At 72.5% G+C, this 13,030-nt stretch carries 12 protein-coding genes; 6 read left to right on the top strand and 6 right to left on the bottom strand.

What is annotated here, in order from left to right; all coding sequences use genetic code 11:
- Nucleotides 1–88: 88 nt before the first annotated feature.
- Nucleotides 89–1,045, top strand: coding sequence for a methylmalonyl Co-A mutase-associated GTPase MeaB (gene meaB, locus OHA86_RS11040; RefSeq protein ID WP_329174576.1), 957 nt, complete (start codon nt 89–91; stop codon nt 1,043–1,045).
- 126 nt (nt 1,046–1,171) lie between these two features.
- On the opposite strand, the gene OHA86_RS11035 is transcribed toward meaB, so the two are convergent.
- Together OHA86_RS11035 and OHA86_RS11030 are read right to left on the bottom strand one after the other, a co-directional pair.
- A complete protein-coding gene (locus OHA86_RS11035; RefSeq protein WP_329174574.1) occupies nt 1,172–2,821 on the bottom strand; it encodes a glycoside hydrolase family 27 protein in 1,650 nt (549 codons plus the stop codon).
- 196 nt (nt 2,822–3,017) lie between these two features.
- Nucleotides 3,018–4,124: a helix-turn-helix domain-containing protein gene (locus tag OHA86_RS11030; RefSeq protein ID WP_329174572.1), complete on the bottom strand. Its 1,107-nt coding sequence runs from the start codon at nt 4,122–4,124 to the stop codon at nt 3,018–3,020.
- A gap of 173 nt (nt 4,125–4,297) precedes the next feature.
- On the opposite strand from OHA86_RS11030, the gene OHA86_RS11025 reads away from it, so the two are divergent.
- Genes OHA86_RS11025 through OHA86_RS11015 form a run of 3 tightly spaced genes read left to right on the top strand, consistent with a single transcriptional unit; the run spans nt 4,298 to nt 6,682 of the window.
- The gene (locus OHA86_RS11025; protein ID WP_329174570.1) at nt 4,298–4,597 is read left to right on the top strand and encodes a putative ATP-grasp-modified RiPP; all 300 of its coding nucleotides are present in this window, start codon (nt 4,298–4,300) and stop codon (nt 4,595–4,597) included.
- Between the two features lie 10 nt (nt 4,598–4,607).
- Complete coding sequence (tgmB, locus tag OHA86_RS11020) at nt 4,608–5,561, top strand: ATP-grasp ribosomal peptide maturase (RefSeq protein WP_329174568.1); 954 nt, start codon at nt 4,608–4,610, stop codon at nt 5,559–5,561.
- Between the two features lie 41 nt (nt 5,562–5,602).
- Nucleotides 5,603–6,682 carry a protein-L-isoaspartate(D-aspartate) O-methyltransferase gene (locus OHA86_RS11015; protein ID WP_329174566.1) on the top strand — a complete coding sequence of 360 codons (1,080 nt, stop codon included), beginning with the start codon at nt 5,603–5,605 and terminating at the stop codon, nt 6,680–6,682.
- A gap of 16 nt (nt 6,683–6,698) precedes the next feature.
- On the opposite strand, the gene murJ is transcribed toward OHA86_RS11015, so the two are convergent.
- Nucleotides 6,699–8,234, bottom strand: coding sequence for a murein biosynthesis integral membrane protein MurJ (gene murJ / locus OHA86_RS11010; RefSeq protein ID WP_443071980.1), 1,536 nt, complete (start codon nt 8,232–8,234; stop codon nt 6,699–6,701).
- A gap of 400 nt (nt 8,235–8,634) precedes the next feature.
- On the opposite strand from murJ, the gene OHA86_RS11005 reads away from it, so the two are divergent.
- Nucleotides 8,635–9,813, top strand: a complete 1,179-nt coding sequence (locus OHA86_RS11005) for a lipid II:glycine glycyltransferase FemX (protein WP_329182357.1) — start codon at nt 8,635–8,637, stop codon at nt 9,811–9,813.
- A gap of 33 nt (nt 9,814–9,846) precedes the next feature.
- On the opposite strand, the gene OHA86_RS11000 is transcribed toward OHA86_RS11005, so the two are convergent.
- Nucleotides 9,847–11,115, bottom strand: coding sequence for an MFS transporter (locus OHA86_RS11000; RefSeq protein ID WP_329174562.1), 1,269 nt, complete (start codon nt 11,113–11,115; stop codon nt 9,847–9,849).
- Between the two features lie 135 nt (nt 11,116–11,250).
- On the opposite strand from OHA86_RS11000, the gene OHA86_RS10995 reads away from it, so the two are divergent.
- Nucleotides 11,251–12,237 carry an ArsR/SmtB family transcription factor gene (locus OHA86_RS10995; RefSeq protein ID WP_329182356.1) on the top strand — a complete coding sequence of 329 codons (987 nt, stop codon included), beginning with the start codon at nt 11,251–11,253 and terminating at the stop codon, nt 12,235–12,237.
- 106 nt (nt 12,238–12,343) lie between these two features.
- On the opposite strand, the gene OHA86_RS10990 is transcribed toward OHA86_RS10995, so the two are convergent.
- Complete coding sequence (locus tag OHA86_RS10990) at nt 12,344–12,637, bottom strand: MTH1187 family thiamine-binding protein (protein WP_329174560.1); 294 nt, start codon at nt 12,635–12,637, stop codon at nt 12,344–12,346.
- Entirely contained in the window at nt 12,634–12,978 is a 345-nt protein-coding gene (locus OHA86_RS10985; RefSeq protein ID WP_329174558.1) for a DUF3817 domain-containing protein, read from the bottom strand. The genes OHA86_RS10990 and OHA86_RS10985 overlap by 4 nt, the downstream gene beginning before the upstream one ends.
- Nucleotides 12,979–13,030: the final 52 nt, after the last annotated feature.

Below are 13,030 nucleotides of genomic sequence, written 5' to 3'. Positions count from 1 at the left end.
CACTGACCGGCCGCGGCTGGGACCGGGGCACTGACTGACCGCCGGACCGGCTGGCGACGGAACCGACTGACGACGGAGGACTGCGGGGATGGTGGACGTCCGCTCACTGGTCGAGCAGGCCCGGGAGGGCAGGCCGCGGGCCGTGGCCCGGCTGATCTCTCTGGTCGAGGGGGCGTCCCCGCAGCTGCGCGAGGTGATGGCCGCGCTCGCGCCGCTGACCGGCGGCGCGTACGTGGTCGGCCTCACCGGCCCGCCCGGCGTCGGCAAGTCCACCTCCACCTCGGCCCTGGTCACCGCCTACCGCAAGGCGGGCCGCCGGGTCGGGGTGCTGGCGGTCGACCCGTCCTCGCCCTTCTCCGGCGGCGCCCTGCTCGGCGACCGGGTGCGCATGTCGGAGCACGCCTCCGACCCGGGCGTCTACATCCGCTCCATGGCGACCCGGGGCCACCTCGGCGGCCTCGCCTGGGCCGCCCCGCAGGCCATCCGGGTGCTGGACGCGGCCGGCTGCGAGGTGATCCTGGTCGAGACGGTCGGGGTCGGGCAGTCCGAGGTCGAGATCGCGGCGCAGGCCGACACCTCGGTGGTGCTGCTGGCCCCCGGTATGGGCGACGGCATCCAGGCCGCGAAGGCCGGCATCCTGGAGATCGGCGACATCTACGTCGTCAACAAGGCCGACCGCGACGGCGCCGACGCCACCGCCCGCGAGCTGAACCACATGCTGGGCCTGGGCGAGTCCCGCGGCCCTGGCGACTGGCGCCCGCCCATCGTCAAGACGGTGGCCGCCCGCGGCGAGGGCATCGACGAGGTGGTGCAGGCGCTGGACAAGCACCGCGCCTGGATGGAGGAGCACGGCGTCCTCACCGAGCGCCGCCGCACCCGCGCGGCCCACGAGATCGAGACGATCGCGCTGACCGCGCTGCGGGCCCGTATCGGCAGCCTGCACGGCGATCAGCGCCTGTCGGCGCTCGCCGCCCGCGTGACCGAGGGCGCCCTCGACCCGTACGCGGCGGCCGACGAGCTGATCGCGGGCGTGACCGGGGCGTAGCCGCACGGCGGCCGGGCGGTCCCCCGCCGCGTGACGTGGCGGGGGACCTGGCGGGACGTCCGGCGGGAGGCCCGGCGAGATATCAGGCGAGATGTCAGGCGGGAGACCTGGCGGGTGACCTGTGGGTCAGCCCAGGCTCCACTGCTGGTTCGCGCCGCTGTTGCAGTTCCACAGCTCCAGCGCCGTGCCGTTGACGTTGCCCGCGGGCTTGTCGCCGCCGGTCACGTCGAGGCACAGGCCCGACTGGACGCCGGTGACGGTGCCGCCGGGGTTCAGCCGCCACTGCTGGTTGGCCCCGCCGTTGCAGGTCCACAGCTCGACCTTGGTGCCGGCCGCGGTCTGGTTGTTGTACGCGTCCAGGCACTGGGTGCCGCCGTACAGCCGCAGTTCACCGGCGGCGGTGAGGGTCACCGCCTGGTTGGTGCCACCGTTGCAGTCCCAGATGTCGATCGCCGTGCCCGGGGTGGTCGCGCCGCCCGCGGCGTCCAGGCAGCGGTGGGAGGAGGCGCTGATCAGCGGGTGCGTGGTGCCCGTGCTGCTGCCGCTGCCCGCCGAGACCCGGTACATGACGGTGCCGTGGGCCGGCACCGAGGCCGAGATGCTGCCGCTGGTGCTGCTGAGGGCCTTCGTCCAGAGGTTGGCGAGCCGGTAGGACGACGCCGACGCCATGCCGACCGCGGCGGCGCTCGTACTGACCGTGGCGGCGGACCCGTTCTCATTGGTGAGGGTCACCGCGCGGTCGCCGTTGGACAGCTGCTTGGACATCACCACCAGGCCGCCGGAGGACGAGACCACGGTGCCCTGCTTGCCCAGCGGGTCCTGGTCGACGGCGATCACGTCGGTGTTCTGCAGGATCGCCATGGTCGCCGGGGTCGCGCTGCGGATGTCGCTGCCGATGAGCAGCGGCGCGGCCATCTGCGCCCACAGGCTGAAGTGGGTGCGGTATTCAGTGTCGTTCATGCCGCCGTTGCCGACCTCCAGCATGTCCGGGTCGTTCCACGCGCCCGGCTTGGCGTACTGCGCCAGCGCCTGGTTCTGGTGCGCGTTGCCGATCATGCTCGACCAGTTGTCGCTGATGTCACCCGTCGTACGCCACGAGTTGCCGATCGCAGGCGCCCAGTTCCACGGCTGGTTGGAGCCCCACTCGCAGATGCTGTACAGGATCGGCCGCCCGGTGGCCTTGAGCGCGTCGCCCATCGCCTTGTACCGCTGCTGGGCATCGACGCCGGTGTTGTTGCAGTTGTCGTACTTGAGGTAGTCCACGCCCCACGACGCCCACAGGTTCGCGTCCTGCTGCTCGTGGCCGAGCCCGCCGGGGAAGCCCGCGCTGTTGCAGGTCTTGGTCCCCGCGCTCGAATAGAGCCCGAATTTCAGGCCCTTGGAGTGGACGTAGTCGGCGACGGCCTTGATCCCGTCGGGGAAGCGCGCGGGGTCGGCGACCAGGTTGCCCGACCCGTCCCTGCTGGGCAGCGCCCAGCAGTCGTCGAGGTTGACGTACGTGTACCCGGCGGCCTTCAGGCCCGAGGAGACGAACAGGTCGGCGATGCCCTTGACCATCGCCTCGTTGAACTGCGACCCGCAGCCGGTGGTGTTCCAGTTGTTGAACCCCATCTGCGGGGTACGCGCCAGGCCGTTGTCCACGGCCGAGGCACCGGTGGCGGTGACCACCTGCGCGGAGACCGCCACGGTCGCGGCCACGGCCACGGTGCCCGCCCCGGCACCGGTGGCCAGCAGCCCGAACGAGGCGACGGACGCGCCGAGTCGGTGTCTGATCATGTGTGATCTCTGGGACATGTGCGGCTCCAATGAAGGGGGAAAGGCGCAGAAGCCAACGGGATCAAACGAAAGCAGTCACATGACACCGGCCACACGTGCACATGTCAATCCCTCCGACACCCCGAGCCCCACCCCCCGCCCACCCGGCCCCCCGGGGGGCGCCCCCGGGCCGCAACACGCGGGACGCTCCAGCTCCTTACGCGGTGATCTCGTCCATGAGCATGCGCAGTGTCAGGCTGTGCTTCTCCGGAGGCAGCGCGTCCATGGCAGCCTGGGCGTAAGAAGCGCCGCCAGCCTTGTCGCCGGCGCGGGCGAGCATCAGGCCGCGGTGCAACTCCAGATGAGTGGCGAACCGGGGCAGCGTGACGGGGAGTTCCAGGCGAGCCGACTCCTGGGCCTCGACGGCGCCCTTCTCGTCGCCCAAGCGGGCCAGCAACAGTGACAGGAACACGTTCATCCGCCACCACGGAACGGCATAATCCGAGGTTTGCTCGTACGAGCCCACCGTGTCGAAGATTCGGCGACCTTGCGTCGCCAGCGCGAGCGCTGTCTTCCGGTCGCCCCTGATCGCGGCGGCGTGTGCCTTCCCCATGACGGCGTTCAGCAGCCCCAGAGAAGGTTGGTCGCCGCTGATGGCGATGGCCTGATCGGCCAGGGCGTCGGCGACGCCGAGAGACGCACCCTCGTACCCCAGGGCGATGGCGGCCCTGCCGCGTACCCAGACCCTCGCCTGCCGGTCCCCGGACTGGTCGGCGGCCTCGGCTGCCGTGCGGTACCAGGCGACCGCCTTGGAACCGTCCGAGCCCGGGAAGGTCTTCGCGTACAGCGTCATGAGCCGTGAAGCGACCGACCACAGCATCGGCTCGTCCAACTGCTGCTGGACAAGCACCAGTTCGCCGGACACCCGGCGCTGGATATCAGCTGCACCCATGGACATGTAGTCGGTCCCGTACGTGCCCAGCGTCTCCTCCCAGGCCTCGATCGTCGGGCTGCCCCGCAGCCGGGCCGCGAATCCCGCTGACAGTAGATCGGAGGCCACCACTGGGGCTATCGCCGTGGCCGCGACATCACTGATGAACGTTCGACGCTTCACTTCACCCTCAAGGACGGACAGCGGGACATCGAGGACTGCCGACAGGCAGCGGAGGTAGTAGGGACCCGGTACGACCGAGCAACGCTCCCAGCGCGACACGTACTCCCGCCCCAGCCCCGTACCGAAGGCGTCGTTCACCTCCGAGGCCAGCCGTCCCTGCGACCACCCCCGCGCCCTCCGCAACTCCTTGATGAGCGTGCCTACTGCCATACGGCCATCTTGCCTCTTCACCCGCCCCGCCCAACCGGGATCCGGCCCTGCCGGATGCAGGTTGCCCCTAGCCGTGCCCCTACTGCACGACACCTCAAGAGGCCGATGGTGGGGTTATCCGTCATACGAGGAGCAACCGCCAGGAAGCGGTACCGGATGACGATGGCAACGAGATGGAAAGGGAGAGAATGCCCGAGGCAACGAAGAATCCGCGGAGTACGACGGGGACGGCCTGTCATGGCCCTTGGGGTGCCTCGCGTCTGGTCCCGCTGCGGAATGGGGAACTGTCCGTCTGGCGCTATGCGGGGCTCGACGCGCGGACGCAGACCGGCCGATGGATCGGGGCCGACGGGTGCCTGGTGCCGGTTGAGCTCGGCAAGCACGGGACTTCCGTCAACACGTACCCGCCGACGCAGGTGGGCAAGGACGGGAAAATCGACGCCGACAGCGGCCACGACGCAAGCCAGGACTAGGAGGCAGGCCATGGACCGGCGCCCGGTGCTGGTGTCGACGGAGTACGAGGACCCGACCGCCGATGTGGTCATCGCCGAACTGAACCGGCGCCGCGTGCCCGTCTTACGATTCGACCCGGGGAGGGATTTCCCGGACTCTGCCGGGATCGACGCGCGCCTCGGCCCGGAGGGATGGAGCGGGACGCTCACGGTCGGAGACCGTACGGCCGAGCTGCATGACATTCGCGCGCTCTACCACCGGCGCCCGACGCCCTATGTCCAAGGCGCCGCCGGGCAGACCGCACGGTTCGCCGAACAGGAGAACCGGCGTGGCCTCGGCGGTGTGCTCGGCGCACTCGCGGGGTGCCTCTACCTGAGCCACCCGCAGGCGATCGCGCGGGCCGAGTACAAGCCCGCCCAACTCGCCGTAGCAGCGGCACTCCGGATGTCCGTACCGGCCACGCTGATCACCGCTGACCTGTATTCCGCGCGGGAATTTGCCGCTGAACAACCTACGATCTACAAGCCGTTGCATGCCGGGCCGTACGCGGTGAACGGTGAACCGGCCGGTATCTGGGCGGCCCCGGTCCTGGCCGAGGACATCGGAGACGGGGTTCGCCACAGCGCACACCTCTTCCAGGCTCAGGTCCCCAAAGTCGCGGACGTCCGCGCGGTGGTCGTCGGCACGGAGGTGTTCTGCGCGCGGATCACCGCACCACGGGGAGTCGTGGACTGGCGGGCCGCGTACACCAGCCTGTCGTATGAGGCTGTGGACTGCCCGGCTGCAATACGGGCGGCGCTGCACCGCTTCCTCGGTCATTTCAGCTTGAGCTACGGCGCGTTCGATTTCGCCATCACCGCTGACGGCGTGTGGTGGTTCCTGGAGTGCAACCCGAACGGACAGTGGGGCTGGCTGGAAGCGGCGGCCGGGCTGCCCATCGGGGCAGCGGTGGCCGATCTGCTGGAGAACGGAGAAGCGGCGTGAGGGATGCGGGGACGTCGGGGGCGCTGCGGGGAGCCCTCGTCATGGAACTTGAGCGGGGCGGGGCCGTTGAGGACTCGCGGACCGCGGCCGCGGTGAGGGCCGTGCCGCGGGAGGCGTTCCTCGCTGACGGGTGGTTCGAGTACGGGCACGACGGCTGGTACCGGCCGGTGCACCGCGTCGACAGCCCGGAGGTGCTGCGGCGTGTGTACGAGGACGACACGCTCGTGACCCAACTGGGCGGCTGCGTCGGGCCGCGGGACGTGGAAGGGCGGATCCGGCAGCGGCCCACGTCCTCCTCGACGCTGCCGAGCCTGGTGGTCCGGATGATCGAGGCGCTCGACGCGCCCCCGGGGGCACGCACCCTGGAGATCGGTACGGGTACGGGCTACTCCACCGCGTTGCTGTGCCACCTGGTCGGTGCTGGGTACGTCACCTCGGTCGAGGTCGACCGGGAGGTGTCCGCCCGGGCGGCTGTCGCGCTCGACGGGCTCGGCCAGCGGCCGCATCTGGTCGTCGGCGACGGGCTGTCGGGGCACGCCGGCGGGGAACCGTACGACCGGGTGATCGCGACCTGCGCTGTGCACACCGTGCCGCAGGCGTGGATCGACCAGACGCGGCCCGGCGGCCGGGTCCTGGTCGTGCTCGGCGGGTGGCTGGGGGCGGGCGAGCTGGTGCGGCTCACCGTCGCCGAGGACGGAACGGCGAGCGGTCCCGTCCTGGACGGTCATGTGTCGTTCATGCTCGCCCGGTCGCACACCCCGCCGCCGCTCGGCATGCTGCCCGACCTGGACGCGGCGGAGGCCGAGCCCACGGCACTGGGGGGTGATGAGTTGGATGACCCGGACGCCCTTCTGGTCGCTCAGTTCGCTGCTCCCCGCGCCCAGCGCCTCACCTTGCCGCGCGGCGGCCGTACCGAACACGTGATGGTGGACGTGGACAGCGGGTCGTGGGCGGCGGTGTACGAGGACGCGGGACGCTGGTATGCCCGACAGGGCGGTGCCGGACGGCTGTGGGACAACGTCGCCGCGTCAGTGGGCCGTTGGCGGCGCGACGGGGCACCTCCCGCCGGGCGGATGCGGCTCAGCGTCGGCCCCGGGCGCCAGGAGCTGCGCTGGGCCTAGCCGCGGGCCCGCCGGTTCACCCGCGCCCGAAGCGCAGGCCCAGGGGGCGGGACAGGGCCAGGGCCGGGAGGAGGAGGGCGGTGGTGCCCAGGAGGAGGCCGGCCAGGTCGCCGGGGAGGGCCGTGCCGAAGCGGGTGGCGCAGTAGTGCGCGGCGTACAGGGACAGGGCGGCGCCCGGGAGGAAGGCGGCGAGCAGTCGCAGGTGGTGGGACAGCACCCGGGGGCGCCAGGCCAGCCGGCGGCGCAGCAGCGCGGAGGTCGCGAGCAGTCCGGCCGTGCAGGCCACCGCGTAGCCGGCCGCCATGCCGGTGACCGCCCAGCGGGCCGGCAGCAGCGCGTACGAGGCCGCGGCCAGCGAGGCGTTGACGGCGGCGATCAGGACGTTGAGGAAGAACGGCGTACGGGTGTCGCCGAGCGCGTAGAAGCCGCGGGCCAGCAGATACTGGCCCGCGAAGGCGGGCAGGCCGAGGGCGAAGGCGCTGAGCATCCAGCCGATGGCGGCGGCGTCCGCGTCGGTCGTGGCGCCGTGCTGGAAGACCACGCCGGTGATCTGCGGGGCCAGGGTGAGGAAGGCCAGCACCGCGGGCACGACGGCGGTGCCGGAGGTGTTGAGCCCGCGGGTCAGGTCGGCGCCGATCGCCGCGTGGTCGCCGTCGGCCGCGGCCCGGCTCATCCGCGGCAGCAGCGCGGTCACCAGCGACACGGTGACGATGCCCTGCGGGACGACCCACAGGCTGTACGCGTTGCTGTACGCGGCATAGCCGACGCCCGCGTGGTGCCCGGCGGCCAGCGCGTGCTGGCCCGCGGAGGTGGACAGCCGGGTGACGACCCAGTAGGCGGCCTGGTTGACCAGCACCAGCAGCAGCGTCCAGACCGCGGCCCGCAGCGGCTGGGCCAGCCCGGCGCCGCGCCAGTCGAACCGCGGGTGCCAGCGGAAGCCGGCCGCCCGCAGCGACGGCAGCAGGCCCAGCGCCTGCACGGCGATGCCCGCGGTGCTGCCCAGGCCCAGCACCATCGCGTCACGGTGGCCGATACCGCCGTGCGCCAGGCCGAGGTAGAGGGAGAACACGGCGATGACGACCACGTTGTTGAGCACCGGCGTCCACATCATCGCGCCGAACCGGTCCCGGGCGCCGAGCACTTGGCCGAGCAGCGTGAAGACGCCGTAGCAGAGGATCTGCGGCAGGCAGTAACGGGCCAGCGTCACCGTCAGATCGCGCTGCCCGCCGCTGAAGTCCGGTGCGTACGCGGACACCAGCAGCGGCGCCGCCAGCACCGCGAGCGCGGTGATCAGCACGAGGCCGACCGCGCACAGTGTCAGCAGCCGGTCCGTGTACGCCTGCCCGCCGTCGGGGTGCTCCTTGGCGGCGCGGACCAGCTCCGGTACGAAGACGGACTGGAGGGCGCCGCCGATCATCAGCGCGTAGATGATGTTCGGCACGGTGTTGGCGACTCCGAAGGCGTCGCCTGACGCCGCCGTGCCGACCGCGGCGGTGATCACCGCGAGCCGCAGGAAGCCGGTGGCCCGCGAGGCGAGCGAGCCGGCCATCATGACGGTGCCGCTGCGGCGCAGCGACGGCTTCGCATGGGCGCGGCGGCCACGGGGGGTCGCGGTCGTCGTCAACCCGTACCTCAGTTCTCGCGGGCGCCGTTGGTGTCCGGGCCGGTTCGTGTCCGTGGCGCCGTCGTGGCGCGCGTTTCCCGTACACCCGGGTGGGCGCCGCCCGCGGCCGTGCTCCGCCAGCGGTGACGTCGCGGCCGCTCGCGCAGTTCCCCGCGCCCCCGGACACGCCCCACCCCGTGTACGGCGTCAGTCTGGCCCATGCGCGGCGGGCCGCCCCAGGGCCCCGGGGTGTCGGGAAAGTCTCTGTCACCTCCCGTCCCGCACAGGCGTGTCAGTGGTGAGCGGGCCGCCCGGGGCCGCCGCCTACGCGGAGGACGACGCCTTGACGATGACCACCGACCACCGCCCGCGGTCCGCGGTGGGCGAGCGCACCGCGCTGCGGCTGCGCCCGATACCCGCCGACGTCCACGAGGCCTTCCTGCGGCGCCCCGGCGCCCACACCGCGAGCTTCCTGCAGACTCCGGCCTGGGCCCGGGTCAAGACCGGCTGGCGGGCCGAGAGCCTGGGCTGGTTCGACGGCGACCAGCGGCTGGTCGGCTCCGCGCTGGTGCTCTACCGCCGGCCGCCGGGAGTACGCCGCTTCTTCGCGTACCTGCCCGAGGGCCCCGGGGTGGACTGGGCGGACCCGCAGCTGGAGCGCTGGCTCGACCCGCTGCTCGACCACCTGCGCGGCACCGGCGCCTTCGTCGTACGGATGGGGCCGCCGCTGGCCTACCGACGCTGGTCGGCGCGGACCCTCAAGGACGCGGCCGGGCCGGGCCGCAGGGTCGGCGACGTCCTGCCCGACCTGGTCGAGCCGCTGGGCGCCGCCGTCGCCGACCGGCTGCGCGAGTCCGGCTGGCGCCGGTGCGGCGAGGACGGGCAGGGCGGCGACGCGCAGCCCCGGCTGGTGTTCGAGGTGCCGCTGGCCGGGCGCGGCCTCGACGACCTGTGGACCGGCCTGAACCAGGAGTGGCGGCGCAATGTGAAGAAGGCCGCCAAGTCCGGCGTGTGGACCGGCGTGGAGGGACCGCACGCCCTGCCCGCCTTCCACGCGCTGCTGCGGATCACCGAACGCCGCGACGGCTTCGACCTCGGCCGCGGACTGGACTACTACCAGCGGCAATATGCCGAGCTGAACGCCGAGCAGCCCGGCCGCATGCACCTCTACACCGCCCGCCACCAGGGCGAACTGCTCGCCGCCCACACCCTGTTGACCGCCCCGGACGGCAACCGCGTCTGGTACCAGACCGGCGCGTCCGCCGACCACCGTCGCGAGGTGCGGCCGAGCAACGCGCTGCAATGGCGGATGCTGTGCGACGCGCTGCTGGCGGGCGCGGCGGTCTACGACATGCGCGGGGTGCCCGACGACCTCGACCCGGCGGCCCGCGCGCACGGGCTGCTGCGCTGGAAGCTGGGCACCGGCGGTGAGGCGGTGGAGACGGTGGGGGAGTGGGAGCTGCCGCTCCAGGGCGCGGTGAACAAGGCACTGCACCGGGCGATGCACGCGTATCTCACCCGCCGCTGAATCCTTTCGCCCCGCTCGCAGCCCGGTACGCCGTCAGGCGGGTCGCACCGCGGGCATCCCCCGGGTGCGCCGCACCGACCGCAGCACCAGCAGCACGCTCAGCGTGCCGCAGGCCCCCGCGCCCGCGATGACCGCGTAGGGCGGCGCCCATTCGGCCAGGGCGCCGCCGACCGTGATGCCCAGGCCCTGGAGTGTCATCAGCCCCGCGCCCAGCAGCGACATGGCCTGTCCGCGCATCTGGTCGGGCACATCGGTGACGAACCACTTGTCCATGCCCAGCGCGTAGGCCGCGCTCAGCCCGGTGAGCACCAGCAGCACCAGGGCCAGCGGCAGCGACGGGTCGACGGCGAAGAAGATCAGCGGCAGCAGCGAGATCGCCGCGAGCGGCAGCACGATACGGTCGCGGGTCGCCGGCGACAGCATGGTGCCGGCCAGCACCTCGCTCACCGCGGTGCCCGCGGGCATCGCCGCGAGGAAGAGGCCGAAGCCGACCGTGCCGATTCCGGCGGCCTTGGCGAAGGGCGCCGCCAGGCCCTCCGCGACGATGAAGAACATCGGCGGCACCCACCACATCAGCAGCAGCGCCCTGATCCGCGGGTCGGCCATCAGCCGCCCGGCGGAGGCGATGGACTCGCGCATCAGCCGCCCGCTGCCGGTGGCCCGGGCCGGGCGGTCCGCGGTGCCGATCCGCAGCAGCAGCGCGGAGCCGGCGAACGTACACGCGGTCAGCAGCAGCGCGGAGCGCGGGGACAGCCACACCAGGACCAGGCCGCCGAGCCCGAAGCCGGCGATCTGCGAGCCCTGGGCCACGATCCGCACCAGCGACCGGCCGAGCACGTAGCGCTCGCCCTCCAGGATGTCGGCCAGGCTGGCCGCCCGGGTGCCGGTGAACAGCGGGGCGATCAGCGAGACGGCGATCCGCAGCGCGAACAGCAGCAGCACCGGCGCCCCGGGTACCGCCATCGCGGCGACGCAGGCGCAGGACAGCAGGTCGCAGGTCACCAGGACCCGGCGGGCCGGATAGCGGTCGGCGATGCCGGACAGCAGCAGGCCGCTGAGCGCGTAGGGCAGGTAGGTCAGGGCGAAAACCAGCGCGGACAGCACCGCGGAGCCGGTCTCGGCGAAGACCAGGACGGCGAGCGCGACCTCGGCGAGGACGCCGCCGAGCAGTGACAACACATGAGCGGCGAAAATGGGCCGGAATTCGCGAACGGAGAAGACGGCACCGTATCCGATCGGGGTGTCGCTGTCGCCGCCCGGGGTGTGGGCGGTGCTCTCCGCGGTCTTCACGTGGGTGTTCACGTGTTCTTCTCCGGCCGGCGAAGCGGGTTTGACACCACGTGGAGGGTGCTCGCTGTCCGTTGTCATGCCATCACCCTGGAGCCACAGGGGTCCCACGTGTAGTCTTTCGCGTGCAGCCGAATCTTGGGGGTCATGATGTCGCTTCGCATGCGATTTGCGGCTGAGGACCTGCTGAGGTGCCGTTTCGCCATTTCTCCGCTGCGCGAGGCACAGGGCGCGGTGCGTACGCTGTCCCGCCCCGACCGGCACGGCCACCACCTGCCGTGGTTGCGCCAGGTGAGAGCCGCCGCGGCCGGTCTGGACCTCGCCCCGCTGTGGCTGCTGGCCCCCGAGCACGGCTACGGCCCCGACTTCCTCCAGCCCGTGCCCGAGGCGCCGCTCGCCGGGCTCGACGAGGAGCTGGACATCGTCAGGGCCACCCCGCCCGACGTGGCCAGGCGGCAGATCGCCGCCGCGCTCGCCCAGACCCCGGGCGCCGCCGACACCCGCAGGGGCCGCGCCATGCTCGCCGACCCGGCGGGCACCGTACGGCAGCTGGCGGGGCTGTACGAGCACGTGTGGGCGGCGCTGCTCGCCCCGCACTGGCCGCGGCTGCGGGCGGTGCTGGAGGCCGATGTCGCCTACCACGCCAGACGGCTCGCCGACGGCGGCATGCAGCGGCTCTTCACCGGGCTGCACCCGAAACTGCACTGGTCGGAGGGCGCGCTGACCACCGCGGGCGCGATGGGGCCGCTGCCCGAGCCCGGCGGGCGCGGCCTGGTGCTGGTGCCCAGCGTCTTCTTCTGGCCCGAGGCGGGCAGCGCCTTCGACCCGCCCTGGCAGCCGCTGGTGGTCTACCCGGCGCGCGGCATCGGCGGCCTGTGGGCGCCCGGCGGGCCGACCGCTTCCACCACCCTGGTCCGGCTGCTGGGCGCCAACCGGGCGGCGATACTGAGCGGCCTCGACGCCCCCAGCACCACCACGGCGCTGGCCCACCGGCACGTCATGGCGATGTCGTCGGTGTCCTCGCACCTCGCGGTGCTGCGCGACGCGGGCCTGCTGACGTCCCGCCGCTACGGGCACCAGGTGCTCTACGAGCGCACCGCGCTGGGCATCGCGCTCGCCACCGGGGGACCGCTCTAGGCCGGCGCCCGCCGCTGACCGGCGTTGTCCGGCTGTAGTCCCCGAGCCGTTCTTACGTGACGAAAGTTTGACCGTTGTGCTACGGGAAGATGTCCGGAAACGGACCTCAACCGGCCAGATAACGCTCCACGGTGGCCACCTTGGAGTCCAGCCCGTCCGTCACCCCGGGCCGCAGATCCGCCTTGAGGACCAGCGAGACCCGCGGCGCCCGCTCCTCGACCGCGGCGACCGCCCGCTTCACCACGTCCATCACCTCGTCCCAGTCGCCCTCGACGGAGGTGAACATCGCGTCCGTACGGTTCGGCAGCCCGGACTCGCGCACCACCCGCACCGCGTCGGCGACGTATTCACCGACGTCCTCGCCGACGCCGAGCGGGGTGATCGAGAAGGCGACGATCATGCGCCGACCGCCTCCTGCGCACCGGCACGGGCGGCGACGACCACGTCCTCGCACTCGCGGGCCAGCGTGCGCTCGGCGAAGAAGCCGCCGGTGGGCAGCACCGACAGCACGAAGAGCAGCGCCGCCCGCCCCAGGCCCCACCGGACGCGGTTCCAGGCCAGCGCCCACAGCACGACGTAGCCGACGAACAGCACGCCGTGCACCATGCCCATCACCGGCACCGCGTCGAAGTCCGTGGTGCGCTTGAGCACCGAGCAGACCAGCAGCAGCAGGAAGGAGACGGCCTCGGGGGCGGAGATCAGGCGCAGCCGGCGCAGAGCGCCGGCGGTCTTCAGGTCCACGGGAACCTCACTGTCGGACGGAACGGGCGACGCCGCTGTCAGCGGGACTGCC

This window comes from Streptomyces sp. NBC_01477 (assembly GCF_036227245.1).
Taxonomy (GTDB): Bacteria; Actinomycetota; Actinomycetes; order Streptomycetales; family Streptomycetaceae; genus Actinacidiphila.
Note: the sequence above shows the minus strand (reverse complement) of the source record. Positions and strands in the feature narration are given on the sequence as shown.